This window comes from Saprospiraceae bacterium (assembly GCA_016719615.1).
In the GTDB taxonomy this organism is placed as follows: domain Bacteria; phylum Bacteroidota; class Bacteroidia; order Chitinophagales; family Saprospiraceae; genus Vicinibacter.
Genome location: JADJYQ010000001.1, coordinates 2,144,809 through 2,164,981 on the forward strand (window position 1 = coordinate 2,144,809; position 20,173 = coordinate 2,164,981).

General features: G+C 36.8%; 12 protein-coding genes and 1 pseudogene. 7 read left to right on the forward strand and 6 right to left on the reverse strand.

Annotation, left to right across the window (positions count from 1 at the left end; translation table 11 throughout):
- Positions 1 to 62: 62 nt before the first annotated feature.
- From IPM92_08870 to IPM92_08880, 3 genes are all read right to left on the reverse strand, one after another.
- Positions 63 to 731, reverse strand: coding sequence for a hypothetical protein (locus IPM92_08870; GenBank protein MBK9108467.1), 669 nt, complete (start codon positions 729 to 731; stop codon positions 63 to 65).
- 159 nt (positions 732 to 890) lie between these two features.
- Positions 891 to 1,511 carry a phosphatase PAP2 family protein gene (locus tag IPM92_08875; GenBank protein MBK9108468.1) on the reverse strand — a complete coding sequence of 207 codons (621 nt, stop codon included), beginning with the start codon at positions 1,509 to 1,511 and terminating at the stop codon, positions 891 to 893.
- A 170-nt stretch (positions 1,512 to 1,681) separates the two neighbouring features.
- Positions 1,682 to 2,761: a T9SS type A sorting domain-containing protein gene (locus IPM92_08880; protein ID MBK9108469.1), complete on the reverse strand. Its 1,080-nt coding sequence runs from the start codon at positions 2,759 to 2,761 to the stop codon at positions 1,682 to 1,684.
- A 186-nt stretch (positions 2,762 to 2,947) separates the two neighbouring features.
- On the opposite strand from IPM92_08880, the gene IPM92_08885 reads away from it, so the two are divergent.
- A complete protein-coding gene (locus tag IPM92_08885; GenBank protein MBK9108470.1) occupies positions 2,948 to 4,534 on the forward strand; it encodes a T9SS type A sorting domain-containing protein in 1,587 nt (528 codons plus the stop codon).
- 100 nt (positions 4,535 to 4,634) lie between these two features.
- On the opposite strand, the gene IPM92_08890 is transcribed toward IPM92_08885, so the two are convergent.
- Positions 4,635 to 6,866: a hypothetical protein gene (locus IPM92_08890; GenBank protein ID MBK9108471.1), complete on the reverse strand. Its 2,232-nt coding sequence runs from the start codon at positions 6,864 to 6,866 to the stop codon at positions 4,635 to 4,637.
- A gap of 349 nt (positions 6,867 to 7,215) precedes the next feature.
- Here IPM92_08890 and IPM92_08895 point away from each other — a divergent pair, with 349 nt between their 5' ends.
- Positions 7,216 to 8,427 (forward strand): serine hydrolase, encoded by a 1,212-nt coding sequence (locus tag IPM92_08895; protein ID MBK9108472.1) that lies wholly within the window; start codon positions 7,216 to 7,218, stop codon positions 8,425 to 8,427.
- A gap of 161 nt (positions 8,428 to 8,588) precedes the next feature.
- Here IPM92_08895 and IPM92_08900 read toward each other — a convergent pair.
- Positions 8,589 to 9,590: pseudogene (locus tag IPM92_08900) on the reverse strand (virulence protein RhuM/Fic/DOC family protein).
- Between the two features lie 183 nt (positions 9,591 to 9,773).
- Entirely contained in the window at positions 9,774 to 13,052 is a 3,279-nt protein-coding gene (locus tag IPM92_08905; GenBank protein ID MBK9108473.1) for a gliding motility-associated C-terminal domain-containing protein, read from the reverse strand.
- 429 nt (positions 13,053 to 13,481) lie between these two features.
- Here IPM92_08905 and IPM92_08910 point away from each other — a divergent pair, with 429 nt between their 5' ends.
- The 5 genes from IPM92_08910 (at position 13,482) to IPM92_08930 (ending at position 20,049) form a co-directional block, all read left to right on the forward strand.
- Positions 13,482 to 13,667 carry a hypothetical protein gene (locus IPM92_08910; protein ID MBK9108474.1) on the forward strand — a complete coding sequence of 62 codons (186 nt, stop codon included), beginning with the start codon at positions 13,482 to 13,484 and terminating at the stop codon, positions 13,665 to 13,667.
- A 228-nt stretch (positions 13,668 to 13,895) separates the two neighbouring features.
- The gene (locus IPM92_08915; protein ID MBK9108475.1) at positions 13,896 to 14,525 is read left to right on the forward strand and encodes a response regulator transcription factor; all 630 of its coding nucleotides are present in this window, start codon (positions 13,896 to 13,898) and stop codon (positions 14,523 to 14,525) included.
- A 259-nt stretch (positions 14,526 to 14,784) separates the two neighbouring features.
- Positions 14,785 to 17,718 (forward strand): hypothetical protein, encoded by a 2,934-nt coding sequence (locus IPM92_08920; protein MBK9108476.1) that lies wholly within the window; start codon positions 14,785 to 14,787, stop codon positions 17,716 to 17,718.
- Positions 17,719 to 17,913: 195 nt separating this feature from the next.
- Complete coding sequence (locus IPM92_08925) at positions 17,914 to 18,402, forward strand: T9SS type A sorting domain-containing protein (GenBank protein ID MBK9108477.1); 489 nt, start codon at positions 17,914 to 17,916, stop codon at positions 18,400 to 18,402.
- 3 nt (positions 18,403 to 18,405) lie between these two features.
- Complete coding sequence (locus IPM92_08930; protein ID MBK9108478.1) at positions 18,406 to 20,049, forward strand: collagen-like protein; 1,644 nt, start codon at positions 18,406 to 18,408, stop codon at positions 20,047 to 20,049.
- Positions 20,050 to 20,173 lie beyond the last annotated feature (124 nt).

Consider the following 20,173-nt stretch of genomic DNA (forward strand, 5'->3'; position numbering starts at 1 on the left):
AAATTAATAATATAAGTCGCAATTATTGGTTTCGACCATAGAGAAAATGCGATATGCCTTCGCTAAAACAAGGTTTTATCTAGCGGAAGTTTAAGTTTCTTCCAAAAAGATCTCATGATCAAATATGAGAAGTAAGCCATGGGTATTGCTCCGATCACATCAATGGTATAATGACAATGTTGAATGAGTAGTAGGAAGCCCATCATTATGGTCAATCCTTTAAATATTCTCTGCATCAGCAATTGCTTCCTGAATATGAGGCAATAAACAGTTAATGTAGCAGTGTGCCCGCTAAAAAACAGGTCCTTCAATTTAGGATTCTCCAAATATACATAAGTGATCAACAATGGGTCATGCAATGGTATGATGTCCAGTGGGGGCTCGAGCGGGGTCACGTACATGCAAAAGCCTCTGATAATGTTCATCAGCAAAAATATCTGTGCGGTATATAAGATGGTCCACGGACTTTGAATACAATATAAGATAACTGTAACTGCTCCGGCATAGATAATAAAGAAAATGTAATCAGAAACATTACTTGCTGTCAATAAATTTAAGACGGCATCGTCTAAACTGCAACCCTTTCTGGACTCGATAAACTCCAGATAATTGCCCACATTAAGAAAAAATAGCATTGCGCATATGAATGTAAATATGGCTAAAAACCAAAATCTCCATTCTGTAGCATCCTGCTTCCACTTACTTTGAATTTCTTTTAGAATAGCTTGCAAACTGACTACTTTAAGTGATTTTATACAAATAAGCCACAAAGAAAGGGATGCTATAGGACTTTTTGAAAATTTTCATGATTTGAGCTGATTATATCCTTGACTAGAACCACAATTCATTTGCTGGTGGCTTTTATCAATTTACAGAAGGATGCAATTTGTTTAACTCCTTTTCTTATTGAATATATACTCCGTTAAAATAGCAGATAAACAGCCAATCAATGCACCTGCCAGGACGTCTCTTAAAAAGTGTTCAAAAAGATATACCCTTGAAAAGCCAATAAATATGGTAAGGATCGCAAAGGCACCTTGTAACCAAGGATTTTTAATATAAAAAGCCAGAACTGTAAACAATCCAAATGCTGCAGCAGTATGGCCCGATGGAAAAGTATTTAAATGGTTGGGCTGAAATCCTTCAATCATGTTTAACTCAGATTGGATATCTTTAAAATGTTCAATTGGTCTGGGCATTCCTTTAAATATTAATTGTTTGAGTGTTGTACAAATAATGGAGACGAATCCATAAGATACCAGTATTTTTTGAGCAACAACTCTATTGATCCAAAATGCCATTAAACCTATGCAAACAACAAAAATGCCATCGCCGAGATGCGTAATATTTTTAAACAAAACATCCAACACATAAGTGTTTCGTTTATTGACCTCTAAAGAAATGACGTCGTAAGGCAGATAGAAATGTACCAAAATCCCAATTGTAAAAAAGAGGAAAATGGGTATAAAAAAGGAGGGTGAACTTCCGATGGCATTTTTTAAACGGAACATTGCGTAAAATAAGGCAATTTATTCCATATTGAACGAAGGAGTTTAAAGCATACATGATACTTAGAATGTCAAATAAAAATAAATCAGACAGGTTTAGGAATGGTAAGGATAATATTCAAGCGCCAAGAATTTGTAAAGTTTGCCAGTAGACATGCAATTCATGCAGCCAACTAATGCTGCACCATAAATTTTACAGAAGGCATGCCTGTTATATGTAAAAAGTACAATCCATTTTTAAAATCCTGAAGTTGTATGACTTCATTCTGATCTTGAATTTTCTTTTTCAAAATTAACTGTGACATAAGATCGTAAACGGAAATTTCAAGTGGAAAAACAGCATCCGGTAAATTGAGTTGAATTTCATCTACAGCAGGATTTGGAAAAAGATTCAGCCTTTGCTTATTAGCTTGATTTTGTGCTGATGTCACGTTGCAGGCACAAGGTATAGGCTTGGTACTGATCACGAGATTGTCAAAATATCTTTCCTGTTCTGTTGGTGATCCGGCGTTCCAGTAATTTTCGAAAAATATGGCATTGATATGTAAATTGTTTGGATCACTATTCCAACTGCTGTGCCAGTCCAAATTGGTCGAGGATGCCTGGAGTGTATCATTGATCCAAAATTCAAAAATTCCATCTTTGAGCCCGGGCGTATTTAATTTGACATGTCCAACTATACAATACCAATTGCCGGAATTCTCAGAATTGTAAAGTGGAATATTTCCATATTTGAACCCAAGCCAACGCAAATTTGAGAAGTCATTATACTTAGTAGCTTTTAATTTTCCATCGATTCCTATGCCTGTTGCAGGATCCATTCCTAAATAATCATCATTCGGACCACCAGACCATAGATGGGCCATCATACCTTGTGCCCAATTGCTGTTAGCTAAACACATGGCTCTGCTCAATTTTGCCGGACCGCCACCTACCCAACCATCCTGGGATTTGACATCCATGCGCCAATAGATTTCATGAAATGTTTCACCGGGACGCGCTGCATTTTTGCCGATATAACTATCGGGGGTTTTACCAAAAGATTTGGACAAAGATCCTGCACCGACTTCACCTTGCTGCCATTTTACGCGCATTCCATAAGATTGATCTCGCCCCACTTGATCTAATCGGACAAAATCTCCGCCATTATTGTTGTATTCAAAATATTTTTGATCAAATGGAATGTTGATTTCAAAATCGTCACACCATATGGTTCCGGGAGGAGCTGCCAAACAACTGAAGCATTGTGCCATCAGCGACTGATTTATGAACCAAAAGCTTATTCCCAAAATGCAAATACGAATAAATTTCATGACGTCCATTTTAGCGATGTTTCAAATGCATTAACCATGAAAATTACAAATTTTTTCTCATTTTTTAAAAATTTTCAAAAACATCCAATAATTCTTAATTTGCATTTTAAATATCAAGCGAAGATTATGAAAAATAACTTTAAAATATACTCATTTACAATTTTATCTCTTCTTTTAATTGTTCAAAATAGTGTACAATCCCAGTCAGGTAGTTTAGATCAAAGTTTCAGCGGCGATGGCAAACTCACAAGTATGATAGGTTCTGGTGATGACAGAGCCTTTGGCCTAACAACACAAGCGAATGGAAAGATTATTGTCGTTGGTTCAACTGTAAATGGATCTCAAAGCGATTTTGCAATTGTTAGATATAATTCTGACGGAACTCCTGATAACAGTTTTAGCGGCGATGGGAAATTGGTCATTGATTTTAACGGAGGCGATGATGAAGCAAGATCTGTCATCGTATTGAACAACGGAAATATACTTATTTCTGGATCTGCCTCTATTGGAAATTCTTATGACTTTGCCCTCGTCATGATTACCGCTGATGGAAGATTACAAACCAGCTTCAGTGGTGATGGCAAATTAAATATTGATTTTAATAAGTTAGATGACTTTTGTTACAGCATGCAGGTATTTAACAATAAAATTTATTTAGGGGGGCAAACGCTTGGTGCCCAGGGAGAAGAATTTGCCATCGCAGTCATAAATATGGATGGAAGTCCCGACCTCGGTTTTGATGCAGATGGCAAAGCCAATTATAATATTGGTCCAAGTCCTGATTTCGGGACTGCAATCGCTGTCCAAACTGATGGAAAAATTGTGCTGACAGGTTATACCGGATCTGATTTTCTAGATCAAATAGCTACTATAAGATGTTTAGAAAATGGGATGCTTGATGTTTCGTTTAGCGGAGATGGAAAAATCATCACCGATATTGGACCAGATAGGGACAGAGCTTATGCCGTTGCAATACAAAAAGATCAAAAAATAATAGTAGCAGGTTATACTTATCATCAATCAGGAAATGATTTTGCACTCGTTAGATATTTAATGGATGGAAGTTTGGATAAGAGTTTCAGCAATGATGGAATTGTTGTCCAAGGCATAGGTACCCGATTTGATGAAGCCTCTGCCATGGTATTGCAAGAAGATGGCAAAATTTTAGTAGCGGGCCAGGCAGCTCAACCCGCAACTGATGCAGACTTTGGTCTTGCAAGATTTACCGAATCTGGTGTCCTTGACAAAGAATTTAGCGGTGATGGCGTGGTGATCACGCCTATCGGTAACGGTAAAAGTGAAGATGAATCCTTTGCAATTGCCATCCAGCCGGATGGCAAAATAGTGATTGCAGGGGAAGCTGAGAATGGTACAAATCTGGATTTTGCAGTAGCCAGATATCACTCAGGTCTGACCGTCGGTACTTTTGCGGAGTCTTTGAACATAGATCGATTAGAGCTTTATCCAAATCCCACAACGCAGCATTTTAATTTGGGATTTACTTTGACTAAAGAACAAACGCTTACAATTGCGTTATGCAATCATTTCGGACAAGCCTTGTATACTTTTACTAACCAATATTCATTTTCAGCATCACGGCATCATTTATATTATCAGCTTCCCGAATCCATAAATTCCGGAATCTATTTTCTCCACATTCAATCGAAGCAGAAATCAATTAAAGTTTTACCACTTTTTGTCCGAAAGCATTGATCGTTTTTAAGGCAAGAAATTACAATACGACTATGAATAATAATTGATCTATTGACAATTGCTGAAATATAATAGATTTCAATTCTTAATTATTCAATGATTAATCCATTACGCAAACCTTGAGTAAATTCTGGAAGTCTTCTGATTTTACCGATAAAAAATAAATTCCAGCATCAACAGGCGAAACAATTTCATAAGAATGTAATCCCGGACTCAGAGAAATGACATCATGATTTATTTTCCTGCCATATAAATCAAACCAATGGTAATGAAGGGTTTTAGGCTCATTGGAATAAATGGATACCTTAGTTTTCCCATTTGAGTTTATAAGCGTTGGCGTATTTATTTCAAGTGAACTTTCAACTTTATGAACTACAGTTCTGTTTCTGCGTTCGAAACCACTTACCGGATAATCCGGGCTTGCCTTCTTCGCGAAATAAAAATCAACACAGAGGGTATCTCTTAAAGTACAATTGTTATCCGTCACAGACCATTCAAAACAATAATAACCGTAATTAAATGCGGATACTTTTGTGCGCGGATTCATGGGTTCAAACAGATGAACCTGATTCGGCCCACTAATGAGTTTCCACGTTCCATTCGGATGTGCTTTGGCATCCAGATATGCAGTCAGACTTCTTTGCGCAAAATCCTCTCCTGCTATTTTGCTTTCAAAAAGGACATCGATGCATTTCTCGCAACTCATGCCGCATTCTACATTGTAAGAAGCACAAATTTTACCTGTATCACCTGCGTTTAAGTTCCAGGAAACTTTAACAGACTGACTATCCGGATTGGATATAATTTGTCCGCCAACTACCGTCCAATTATAAAAATTGACCGGGGTCTGAATGAATCCATCGATCCAATATTCACCTACGGGATCAAAGCAATAAACCTTGGAGCCAGCCACAGGAAAACACTCCGGGGTGACGTTTCCTTCGTTTATCGATTCATAAAAAGTCTTTGTACATATTGCAGATTCTGAACCTATGTTTGCAATGACATCTACTTTCAAGATATAATCTTCATTTGCCGCCGGAACTAACAAACGTTCGTCTTTACTGATCAGTTTTGTCGAATCATTTTTCAGGTACCAGCTGTAATCAAACTCATAGGTTTCGCCGGCATTGCATGGAAATAAAATTTTGATATTGGGTAACAGTTCAACTTGAGTTCCCAAACAATTCACTGACCACGAAGGAGTATAATTCACATTTAAAGCCGTCAGAAAAATCGAACTATCGCATTTATAGGGGGAAGAAGTTTTCTGAAGGGTAATCTCTTTAAAAAACAAACAGGGACTGTGTTTTCGACCAAGGATATCTGTGTAAGGGCTATTATCACAGCTTATATAATAAACCACTTCGGGTTGTGGCTTATCCAAGACATTAAATTGGACAATAGAATCGTATGAACAGCAGGTTGCATCAGAAAGTTTTTGACGGTATTCACCGGTGGAATAAATAGTTTGATTAAACCATTTATATCCCTTCGGGAAGGCAGATTCCCAGCAGATATTGCGGGGCGGACCAAATCTATCCGGAGATTTTTGAACTCTAATGGTCGCACATTTCGTTTCCTGCGCGCAAACCGTCTGATCCTTGGAGTTTAATAATTCCTGAGTTACACAAAGTTCGAAATCTCCTTCTTTCGGCAAATCAAGGTAGGTGTTGCGCTCGGAATTTATGTATGCCCCATCTAATGTCCAGAGATAACGAACAAAACAACCGTCATTCTTTTCATCCACAAAAAAATGGTAATTACATGCACCTAAACAAGCTTCAATGACCCCACTTGTTACATTATTAATAAAGCCAAGAGGTTCCAATGTGGCCACAGCTCCTCCTGTAGTTGAAATCGTAAAATCGCAAACATCAGCATTGCAACCATCGATCCACAAATAATAAGAAACACATTTCTGTACACTGGCATTGATCGTCCAAGAGCTACCCGGTGAGACACAGGGTAAAGACTTACACCCAACAGGGGTTGAACAATTGCAACCCCGCAGGATTCCAAATTCAAGTCCCTGGTTATTGTTGCATGCCCCTACATCCAGTGTTATGGATACATTTCCGCCATTTCCCATAAAACCCCACCAACTCGTATTTTCGGCGATACCCCCTTGCGAACAAATGGGCGAACAGCTGCTGGGTATGGGACTGGTATTGGAACAAACCAGACCGTTGAGTTCATCCAAAGCGCAAAGCAAATTCGTTGCATTACAGGTTTGAGAGAGATTTGGAGCGCATTGAGCGAATAATATATTCGCTGGACTCAAAAATAAAAAGCATAAAAATGCCAATAGACCCGGGTAATGATTCTTCATATAACTAAGATGGGTTTAAAATCCAATTCGATGCCTGAAGATAATATTAATCTTTTATCTATTTTCAGGTTGGTATCCTACAAGTCGTTGACCTGATACATGTATTGTTCTGAGAAATACCCAGTTTTGGCGAATGCGGGCATATTGGTATAGGTAGCTTGCGATCATCTGATTTCAAACAACTGAATAAAGCAAAAGAACTTAAAATCCTTATACCAAAGCCTTTTAGGGTATCATGGGGGTCAAAATGATCCAATTTTCATTTATCTACTTTCATGTTGTATCTGCTCGATGGCCCTAAGCTCAAATTTGCATCGTCAATTATTAATTAACCATTAAAATTTAAACAATGAAAAATTCAATTTTAAACACTGCTCTTTATACCATCTCAGCATTATTGCTCATTTCTTTTAGCTCTTGCGAAAAAGATATTGAAACCTTAGAAACAATTGATCAGCCTGTTGATCTAAGTACCCGCGGACCTGGCGATATTGCCGCGTACACCATTGATGTGAAAAAGTTTGCCACATTGATTGAAGACAACTACAAAAATCAAGTCTCAGGTCTGTCTTATGTAATCTACAACAACAATCAGATTTATTACAATGGAACAGGAGGAAAAGGTTGGGCACGCAGGCCTGTCGATGCACCTCAAGTAGCTCACAGCGCACAACAAAGACAAGGTATAGCAAGTACGACCAAATATGCGACGGCTTTGGTAGTTGCGAAGATGTTGGAAAAAAATGGTAAAACGCTTGATGAAAAAATTCATCCATATTTTCCAACGAATTGGAAACCACATGCAGATTTTAAAAAGATCACATTCAGACAATTGCTCGCGCATGAAACCGGACTCTTTAAGTATGGCAACAAATATGCGCATGTGAAACGCACCGTTGAGGGTGGCATTGATATTGCCGAATACAATAATAAAGTACGGGATTATGACAACATAAACTATTTTCTTCCGCATTACATCATACCATACATGATCGGTAAATTAGAAAATCCCAATTATCTTGCTCAACTTAAAACTTTAGAATCTGATACAAATAAACTGAAAGACAATCTTGCGATCGCATTTTTAAATTCTTTTCGAAATCTTGTATTCAAACCGGCGGGATTAAAATATTGGGATAAAGTATCCTTTAGTGCCTGGAACAACAACGGTCCGATGAATCCTGAAAATGGAAATAAATTTTATACAAGCCTTAATATGAGTGAAAAAGGCAGCAATAAAAGTGACGGCAATTATGGCTCAGGACCCGGTGGCCTTTACATCAGTGCCAGTGAATATGGGCAAGTCATTAGCGCGGCAGTTCAAGGTAAAATTGTATCCAAGTCTATGTACCAAATCATGCGTCAGGAACGTCTTGGTTTTGACTGGACAGGAAGTTGGTCAAAAGGAAATTATTATGCAAAAAATGGTGCTGCAGGCTCTAAAGAAATGCTCATAGACTTTGGAACCTTACAGTTGTATGTGATGACCAATTGCAACCTCAGTGATTTGCATACGAATTTGAACTTTTATGTCAATGCATTGAATTCTTGTGTGAAATAAGTAGTCCTCAAAATTACTATTGCTTCTCTAAATAAACTTGAAGCAAAATACTAATAAGCCCTCTGTAAGAAATTTTTGCGGAGGGCTTGTTTTATGTTATAATTTATAGAAAAGAGTATGTGCAGAAGAATGGTATGGAGATCCATTTCGCCGACTCCATTTTAACCCGAAATTAAATTTACAATCAGTTGAATCATCAATTCTTTTTCCTCCGGCTTGCTTTGGGCCACCAACAAGGCAATAGCCGTAAGTCCGTTGTCATTAATTTTTAACTCCCCGAAGGTTTAAAGCGGTGTCTGTTCTTTTCCAGAAACCAAACAAACAAAAAAAGCACCAATGCGTTTGTTCCCATCATTGAAAGAATGGTTTTTGATCACAAAATAAAGCAAGTGTGCAGCCTGCTCCTCGATGCTGGGGTATAAATACTGACCATCGAAAGTTTGGACGATACTTTGTAAAGAACTTTTAAATCCATTGTCCTTTTCATTTCCGAAAAGTTCTGTGGCTTCACTCGTTAAAATCAGTTGATTTTTTAACTCACTAATTGCTGCTTTGGCTTCTTCGTATTGTATTTCATAAGTAATGTTTACATTGAGTTTGCCAGCTTGCAGCTTATGGCTGTCATATTGGTTGAGCAGTATAAAACTTCTGGTGTAGTAGCTGAGTATATCCAAAAGCCCTTTAGCTTCATTCAAATGAAGTGTTTCCGATAGTGCCGAATTTTGGATTAAGGAGAGCGCTTTTTCCAAATCTTGCATATTTTGCTGCAAGTGCAACAACTTTTTTTCATTTAGAGCATACCCCTTTACCAAATAAGACTTTAATGTATTGGTCGCCCATACCCTAAAGGCAGTAGCTTGACTGCTATTGACCCTGTATCCTACTGAAATAATGGCATCCAGATTATAAAATTTTACTTTCTTAATCTGGAATTTCCCTTTAATCGCGCCATGCGGAGTGGTTTGTTCCAAAATGGAACTAACCACAAGTTCATCGAGTTCACCAGATGAAAAGATGTTTTTAAGGTGCTTGGTAATCGCAGGACGTTTTGTGCTAAAAACGTCAGCTATTTGTTGTTGATTAAGCCATACAGTATCAAACTCTAATTGAACATCAACCTGAATTTTTTTATCGGGTGACTGGTAGATGATAATTTCACTCATAGTAACGGAATCACAAATTACAATATTAATTGAATAAAACAGAAATCATAAAATTCATTTTACTCTAAAGACTAAGCTACAATAAACCAATGGGGAAAGTCATAGGTGTCTCGCCCTCAATTCAGGGTAAAGCCTATGCCAAGCCTATTGGAAAAATACATTTTCAACAATCTTTATCCGAATTTATCGTATCAAATTGAAGTCTCCGCTGAAATCTTGGACTTGTTCATTCGGATGCCGAACCCTGGCATAATAGATAAATACACCTGGATTCATCTTACTGCCTTTGAAACTCCCATCCCAGCCACTATCCGGTTGATTAATGATACTTGTTTCATTATTAAAAAGAAGTTCACCCCATCGATTAAATATTTGGAAACTTTCAATGACAACATTCTCTGATCCCATCAGATAAAAATAATCGTTTATATTATCACCGTTAGGCGAAAACACATTGGGTGCATATACATGACTTTGCTTTCGAACTCTTATAAATACAGAATCCTGTGATGGGCAAAAACGTTCGTCAAGGCTCAAGGCATATACCCATAAATCCTTATCGGTCGTAAAGTTAATTTGATCACAATTTGTACAATTTGTCAAACCTGGTGGAAACCATTGGATGATTTGCGGCTTACGGTTATAGTTCAGTTTTAATTGAATATTTTCATTAGCTGCTACTAAAAGATCCGCACCCAAGTCTGTCGTTAGCAATTCGGGATTCATCAAACTAAACTGGAGTGTGTCAGTTACGCAGCCCGCACTATCCTGAACAAACAGTTGGTAGTTTCCGGAACTCAATGGATTAATCGTCGTCAAAAATCCAAGATTCGAACTGTTTAATATAACATTGAAATTTTTTCCAAAATCACCAGAATTTTTGATATGCAATTTTCCATCAGCCGCATTAAAACAACTTATAGAATCTATTGTAATTTGCAATCGCAAGGGCTCATAAGAGGTTTGTATATAGATCAGCGAATCACAGCCATTTTGATTGATGAGCAAAGTACTATCTAATCCCGATTTCCAGGAAAAACAAGTTTTGGCTTGCAAATAACTTGTATCGGAAGCCACAAACTTTGTTTCAATAATAAGGACACTGTCGCATAATACGCCCTGAATGATCAGGGTATCTATCCGTGCCTGATTCAACCGACATGTATGTTTTTGTTGATAACTCGTATCCGGCTTTACGAAATCAGTTTTCGTAGTAACAATGCTGTCGCAGCCATACTGATTTTTTAAAAACTGACTCGATGTTCCGACTTGAGATAGGTCGCAGCTGAATTTTTGAACAAACAAGCTATCCGATCTTAAAAGTGTTGTCCTGACTTCAATGATACTATCGCAGCCATATTGGTTTTTGTAATAATTTTTTATGACACCGGTATCAGACGCATTACAACTTGATTTGAACACCAGCCCATGATAGCTTGGATCCAAAATTACCGTCTGAAAAACGATACTGTCGCAACCCTGCAAATTTGTAAACCGATTCATAAACGATCCGACCTTTGTTGAATCGCAGCTACGCGAATCCAAAAACAGACTATCTACTCGTAAAGGAATATGTTCTGTAACTACCAGACTATCACATGAAGTATTTAGAATAATGATGGTATCTGCATAAGACATTGCCAATCCACACTCAAATGATTGGAGATGTGTGATGCTCCGGCTGGCAAAATTCACTTGAGAAACAACAATGCTGTCGCAGCCCAATTGATTTTTCAAAGCCATTGTAAAAATGCCCGTTTGTGTGCTGTCACAACTTGACGACATCAAAAATGTCGAATCTTTCCGCAAGGGTATATATTCCGTCACGATCAGGGAGTCACAGAATTGACCTGCAACATGCAAAGTATCTTTATAAGCAGCAGTATAAGCACAAGAAGAATCCCGGATGTAATGCACATTGACAGGATGTAAAGTATAACTTGTAATAACAACAGAATCACAACCGGATGCATTCTTGAGAAATAAACTGTCCTGCATTTTTTGATTGGGATCACAAGTGTTCATTTGAAGTAATATCGTATCAGAAAAAACCTGGATTGTATTTAGAATAACGATACTATCGCAGCCTGCGCCCTGATACTTCAAGGTATCCGAAGTATTCTGTTGAATGCTGCATGAAGTTATATTTACGATCGTCGTATCACTGCCGTCCCTATGTATAAATTGCGAAGTAGTGCTGTCTACATTGCCGCAGCGATCTTTAAAATAAAAAGTAACATTTAAAGGAGACGTACTTGTATCACCTTTAAAATTATGGGACCAAAAAACGGTGTCACAATCATCTTTGGCTTCTGCGAATGCATGATAAAACAGCCAGGTACGGAGTGAATCTCTCCAAAAAGGATTACAAATGATATTTTTGTTTTCCACTGACTTATTCAATTTAGGAGCTGCTGTGTCTAAGACCATAAAATTTGCATACACGCTGGTTTCCAAGCCGCAATGATCTTGTGCAATAAATTCAACGAGAATGGTATCGCAGGATTTTTGAGGAATATGGTCATAATTAGAACGCCAGTTTACTTTCCCACATTCATCTACTGCAGATGCACCCCCATTGTTTTTTATCCAATCTGTAAATATTTTTTGAAAATCTCCAGAACAATGAGTCAGTGCGTCAACCGGTGATTTTTTTATTTCCGGAGGAGTTTTATCAGCCACCGTAATTTTTTGTTGAATCGGGGTCACATTACCACAATCATCTTTGATATCCCAGGATCTCGTAATGATTTTTGTACATGGATCTATGAGTTCGACCGTTTCTTTAAATGTAAAATCCGGATTGAGATCGCAATTGTCATTGACATTCAATACCGGAACTTTTGGGATATTTTTATCGCATTCGACCTCAAGATCTTCCGGCGGATTAAAAACTACCGGAGCTTCCTGATCGCCGGGACATTCAAAAATATGTATATCGTCAAGCAGGGTTCCACCCCACTCGCTTCCACCCACGCTGCTGAATTCCATTCTTGCGGTTGAAGCCATAGCCATAAATTCATGACTCACTTTAAACCAAAAGACACTACCATCAACAGACACCGTCCAGTTCACATTGAGCCAGGCCCCACCGGCAATTTTCAAAGTACCGGTAGATGTATAGCCGCTACCGTTTTGAGCTGTCCAGAATTCGATGCGATATAAATTTCCCGGTGTCAATCCGGTCAGATTGTATTCGATCGCACCAAAACCAGGAGAGCCATGAAGATCAATAAAATTGGAACGACCATTGGGATTACCAAGATTTAGATTTCCAAAAAAAGCATCTTTGTGATCGATGGTTGCGCGGGTACAGGTCCAGCCTCCAAAAAACTCGCCCGCTGAATAGAGGATCAAATTGCCGGGTGCCGGAGCCGGAGGTTCTTCAAAATCGAGATTGGGATTGAACAATTCAGTGAACTGGCCACAACAGCAGTTTCCGCCTGCAGGAACGTTAATCAAATGCATTTGTTGGGCTAAGCAATCATTACCTAGAAGAAGACTTATTAGCCATGCGGTTCGTTTCACAGTTTGATAGTTCTATTTCTATGCGAAGGTAAAGAGAGTTTTTGTACCATTTTATCCTAATCAAAGTCATTGAGAATAAACCCGACCATATACCTTGCGAAATGGCTTCAGATTTTTGGAGATAAAGCCAATAACATCATTTATCAAATAAAATTATATATATTCGACATCATTCAATCAAAATAAACTAAATGGCTATTAGAAATTGGGAAGTAGCTGGAGCAAGGATTTGTAATAGCAAATGCTGAAATCAGAATTTGGATTTCAGGCCCTATAACTTCTCATTAATCTCACAACCCACACTCATTTGAAATACAGCTGAGAACAAAATATTTTACCTGATCTCTCCATCATTAAAAGCTGATGATCGCAGAAATCGTGGAACATGCTTTTACTGAATTCACATATTTTGATAAACTCAGCATTTCAAGCTTAGACCGCAACAGAAATATTTCCACAGCTATTATTGCTGAAATGCTCTTTCATAACGCTAAGCTATTCACACAATACAATTTAAATCCACTGAAAATTGAAGAACTCCGAAAATAGATAAAGCAAATAATTGGAGGGATGAATTGATACTCTTAAAATGTATCTTTAATTGTTTATCATGTTGGTATTGACAAAATCGCTTATCGGTAATTTCAATATCGATCATTCTGAGACATTCACATCATTATGTGGCCCACAATTTCTAGAATTGACGATTTTGGTTATAATTTTGCCATTGCTCTTAAAGTATAAGAGTTCATATTTTAATCATTAAGAATTCACCAGGTGATAAAAGTTGCTATCTACGAAGACAATGTAGGATTGAGAGAAGTTTTGGTTTCTGCCATTAAAAGCACATCCGACTTTGAAATGGCCGGGGAATTTGGCAATTGCCTGGACGTCGTCGAAAACACAATGGCATTTAAACCAGATGTCATACTTATGGATATTGATATGCCTGGAAAATCCGGCATAGAAGGGACCAAAGAAGTCAAAAAGGTATTTCCGAATGTGGAAATTATCATGAATACTGTATTTGATGATGATAACCGCATATTTGAGGCTCTAAAAGCCGGTGCCACCGGATATATTCTTAAAAAATATTCATTGACACATTTGATTACTTCTATTCAGGAAGTAATGGAAGGTGGAGCACCGATGAGCCCCTCCATTGCAAGAAAAGTTTTAGAAATGTCATTCATCCAAAAACCAAATTCAATAGAAAGTTTTAAACTCTCTGATCGTGAACTTGAAGTCTTGAATCTACTTTCCAAAGGATTGAGCTATAAAATGGTGGCTGAAGAAATAAACCTGAGTATTGACACTGTAAGGAGCTATGTAAAAAGAATATACGAGAAATTACATGTACATTCTATTACCGAGGCGATACACAAAGTTTTCATTGAAAAAAAATAAATAATTGTTTACTTTTAGGAAATTTATTTGGTCACACTCCTAGTTACTCAATATCATTCCATAAATAATAAAATACTTAATAAATTCTCATATTTTAGTTTCTAAGATTGTAATATTACATTCAAACATTCTTAAAAAGCTGCAAGCAACAACTACATACACCGTACTATTTTGGATAAGTGTTTTTCTCCATTTTCATCCTATATACGCACAGGACCATCAGAATATATTATTTGATCACTTTGGGCCTAAAGATGGTTTGTACAGTTCACAGGTATTAGGCATCACCCAAACATCTGATAAATATATGTGGTTGGGCACAGAATCCGGATTGGTCAGATTTGACGGACATACTTTCAAGACATTTAAACACGACCCATTAGACAGTACAAGTATACCTGGCAATTACATTTCTCAAATCCTATCGGACAAATATAACAGAATCTGGATGGATGTGAATAATCAGTTGAGTATTTACATCCCTACAGAAAATAGATTTTATAAACCTGTTTTCCCAGATCATCAAAACCAACGGCATTACCATAGATTCAAATATTTTCCAGATAAAGACATCGTTTGGATAATAACTAGTAAAGGACTCTATTTCTGCAAAGGAAATTCTTTTCAACTGGAGTATTTTCCCTTAAAAATCCCACATCTTGATTTAATGTCATTGGAAATCAGCGGTGATCAAATCATGTGGTTGGTAAGTACTTATGGAGTGTACGAATATTTTCCTAACTCTCATAAATATATATTGCACAACAGGGTGGGAAACAAGCCGGATATTAATAATGATGATGGATTCTTTTGTTCATTTCTTGAAGATAGTATTCTTTGGATGGGCGGATGGACACATGGTATGACGGGATTTAATATAAGGACGGGATCACAGCAAAATTTTTCATGGTCTGACCATCAAAAATTTCAAAATGGAGTGCTCAAAATTAGCGCTTCGCCTTTTCAGGATGAAAAGCATTTGTTGTGGCTGGCAACTACATCTGGCATTTATACATTTAATAAAACCACTCAGGAGTTCCATTCACATTATAGTGAAACCATTGATGACATCTTCAAAATACCAGGTGCCGGATTTAGTTTTTTCGCCGTTCCTGATCAAATGTTATGGATAGGAACATATAAAGGACTTCATAAGTATGATGTCAAAAAACAACTCATCAAAACGATACCTTTAAATCTTGCAACCGATTACAATAAATACAGTATCCGAAACTTTTGTTTTCAAAAAGGACAAATCAAAGACAGTATTCTTTTCATCCTGTATGATTACGCAGATATCGTCAAGTATGACCTTGTCAATAACAAACGACTCCCTTTACCTTCAGATTTAACAAAGTATATGGAGTTTGGATCAGATCCAATAGCCATATTCATCGACCATCTCAATAGATTATGGATTAGTTCCGGGAAGTATGGTGTAATTTTTTATAATTTATTAAACGGTCAATTGAACAAGCCCAATTATTTTAATGAAGAGACTAAGCGTACACTCTTTTTAAGTGTAACAGCACAGAAAGCCAATCAAATTTGGTTAACATCAACAAAAGGATTGTTTTATTACGATGAAAAAAATAATAGTATTAATCCAGCCGCTGAGTTCAATGCAAGTTTAATTCATCATAAACTTTCAACATATATTTCGACGCCTTCATTCACAGATCATAATGAGATCATCACAATTTCCAACAAAGGAGGGTCTGAAGCAGATGCCATAGTAAGATATAATTTGAATAATCACAATTTAGAAATCTATGATGCTGACAATTACACAGCAATTTCACAGATGAAACAGATCGAAGCAATCGAATTGTTAAAACAAAATAGGATATTCATCAGTTCAATATATGGATTTGCGATTGCTGAACTTAAAAGTCATTGCATTGATATAAATAATTTGACTGAGTGCAACGGAAGAGCGGTATTAGGATTCAAAAATATTGCCATAGAAAGTGATTCAGCAGTATGGTTAAGTCATGATTTTGGAGTTTCAAGATTTGATTTAGTTCATAAAGTTATGACACCGTTTTCTTATTACAATTCAAAAATCGGTAAAGAACCAAGTGCTGTGATTGTAAAATCCCCAAATGAAAATCTGCTCTACGTTGGTCAAAACAAGGCATTAAACACAATTAATTTTGAGAATATAAATAATAAATATGAATATGAAATAATCATTTCTGATATTAAAATTAAAGATAGAGTTCTTTCAAAAATGCCAAAGCATAATGATAAGCTCCTTCTTAAGCACTATCAGAATATGATTGAAATTGATTTTACTATTTTAAACTTTACGAATTCAAATGACATTCTTTATCAGTATAAATTTGTGCCATCATTTGAAACGGAAAATCAACAGAACTGGCTATCCATGTCTGAAAATAAATTGATATTTCAAAGTATCGGACCCGGAACTAGTCATTTATTGGTGCGTGCATTTGATAGTTTTGGTAAACCCAGTTCAAATATTTATAAACTGTATTTCATAATTAAACCTCCATTTTGGAAATCCGGTTGGTTTACCATTCTGATTATGAGTTTAATTTCTGTTTTGATTTATTCATTATTCAAATACCGTGAAAACCAGAGGCTAAAATTGGAACAACTTCGATATAACATTGCCAGAGATCTTCATGATGACATGGGAAGTAATTTATCTCAAATAAAAATCTTGAGTGAATTGGAGGCCCTGAAATCCGGAAACCAAACGCATGCTTCCATTTCCAGAAAACTTGGGGATATCATGCAAAATATGTCGGAAATTGTTTGGAGCATTAACCCGAGATACGATCATTTCAATGATGTAATAATAAAAATTCAGGAATTTGCGATCCAAACGCTTGAGTCAAAAGAAATTTCACTCAAATTTGAAGTTGATGAGATTCCAAAAAATATCAAACTCAATCCTGAACAGAAAAGGCATTTTTACCTTATTTTTAAAGAAGCTATTAATAACATCGCGAAATATTCGAATGCAAAAAATGTTAAATTTCGCATTAGTTTTAAAGATCAAACCATTCATGCACAGATTGTCGATGATGGAATTGGTTTTGATCCGGAAATCATTAAGCATGGCAATGGTTTGAGAAATATGAAAACCCGCGCAGAAGCTCTAAATGCAAGACTCAACATTACTACAGGTGATCATGGAACATCAATTAGTCTAAATTTATAGAACTATCCATCTATAATACTTAGAGTTAATATTTTATTTACAAAATTGCCTTTATGTGCGAACTGATCAGCCGTAATGAGCAATTCAAAAGCAAATCACATTATCATGTTACATTTTTTCGCATATTCATGTGGCGGGCCATATTAATAAACATAGGCTCTTGATGCAGATCTTTGTTGCAATAAGAACTTCATTATGTCTTCGTACAAAGAAATATTTGCAACAAAATTCATTTGCTTATTTGTTTTGATTTTGAATACCCATTCGGCAATAGCTCAATGCCATCAAATTCAACTCAAGGTAACTGATTATTTTATTGGTCAGTGCGGTAATTATCATTTCCAAAGTTCATTAGGCACCATCAGCAGTGTATATGGAAATTGCAACAAGCTCAGATTTGATTCACCATTGAATTCTGGAAACCAGATTACAAAAGTCCAATCCGAATTAAACCAAACTTTAGTCGAAATATTTCCTAACCCCACTTACGATAAAGTTTATTTTAAAAGAAACATACCCGGTACTTTTAAAGTACAATTGATTACTGTCCTTGGCAAACAAATTTACACCATTGAAAATCCCACTGAATTAGATCTCGCTTTATTAGATTCTGGCTGTTACATCATTCAGGTACTAAATGAAAAGAACAAACATCTATTCACGAATAAAATAATTAAAATATAAATTATGAAAAATATGATTACTGCATTTGCACTATTCATTTATATCGTTAGTGGATTTGCTCAAGGGTTTAATTACCAAACTATAGTTAGGGATGCAACTGGAAATGTGCAAGCCAATACTACTGTATATCTAAAATTTATCATCACAAACAATAGTCCGACGGGTAGCCAACTTTACATTGAAACGCAGCAGCCTGTTACGGATGCATATGGATTTCTTTCTGTCCAGGTCGGAACAGGAATCGTTGAGTTTGGAGACATCAACACCATTAATTGGAATGATGGCCCAAAATATCTAACTGTACAATGTGGAGAAACTGCAAATGGGCCTTATAATGAAATTGGGGTTGGCCAAATTAATAACAGTGCATTTGCAGGTCCGATTGGACCAACCGGACCACAAGGAATCCAAGGTTTGCAAGGTGAAAAAGGCGACAAAGGTGAAACTGGAATGAAAGGTGAAAAAGGCGATATGGGCGATAAAGGTGATACCGGAATGAAAGGTGAAAAAGGCGATATGGGCGAAAAAGGTGAAACCGGAATGAAAGGTGAAAAAGGCGATATGGGAGAAAAGGGCGAACCGGGAAGCTATGCATCAGGGCCCGGCATTTCTATTACTTCAGGTATTATTTCAAATACGGGTGATGTAAATTCCTCAGACGATATCATCAACACAAGTATTGCTGGTGGAGATGTTACAGGAACCTACTCAAATCTTCAACTGGTTCCAGAATCAGTTGGGACCTCTGAAATTCAGCAGCATTCAATATTAGGAGATCATATAAATGCGATGTCTGCAACAAATAGTCAGGTATTAACCTACGATGGAAGTAAGTGGTTGCCAAAAGATGCTCAAGTATTTATGCTTCCTTACTTCTCTCTTTACAGCGGATTAAATACGGCTTTTCAAATAAATGTCCAAAACGATCAAAAAGCCATTGAAGTAAATAATATTTCACCGACAGGTGGCGAAAAACCAGTCGTAAAGATTTCAAGTAATAGCAAACAATCTCTTGAAGTCATAGGCAATCATACCCATGCATCCAACATGACCGCATATATACATAATGATCAAACCAGCAATGAAGGTATCGTGTTAAGCATTGGTGCGCAAGGAAACAAAAGCCTGGGACTTTCCGTCACAAGCGCACATAAGTCGGCAGTATTTTCAGGTGCCACAAATAAAGATACAGCAGTAATGGAAATATTTAGTCTAGGTACAGGTGAAGCATTGTATATTAATCAAGTAAACAATAATTCAACCGATCAAACCTTACATGTCAGATCTTACTCAAAGGGATCTGCTGCACTTATGGAAGTGGTGGCTCCTGGTCAGGATCCGCCAGGTAATGCCCTTGAATTGAAGAATGGATATCTAAAAGTTGATCAGACAATGCCCACAAAAACTGCGTTTAGGCATACCACAAATCCAAATAATATTAACGGCAACGCAACTACATTGAGTTATCCCAATTATAAGTCGACTGATATGTTATTTATCAATAAGGGATTACCCTATTTAGGAAAAACAATCTCCTTTTACACCTGGTATGATGGAGTTACACAAACCTGGAAGATTTCAACCGAAGATAATTCTCCGATGCCCATAGGAGTTCAGTTTAATATCTTGGTTATTAAAACAGAATAATGCATCTTGTTATAATTGAATATAAACCACTGCAAGAAAATAGTCAGTTTTAAAATAAATAGCACCGTTCAAATTTAAAATAACCACAGGAATACTTAACAGGGAAAATGTTTTATTCTTTCTA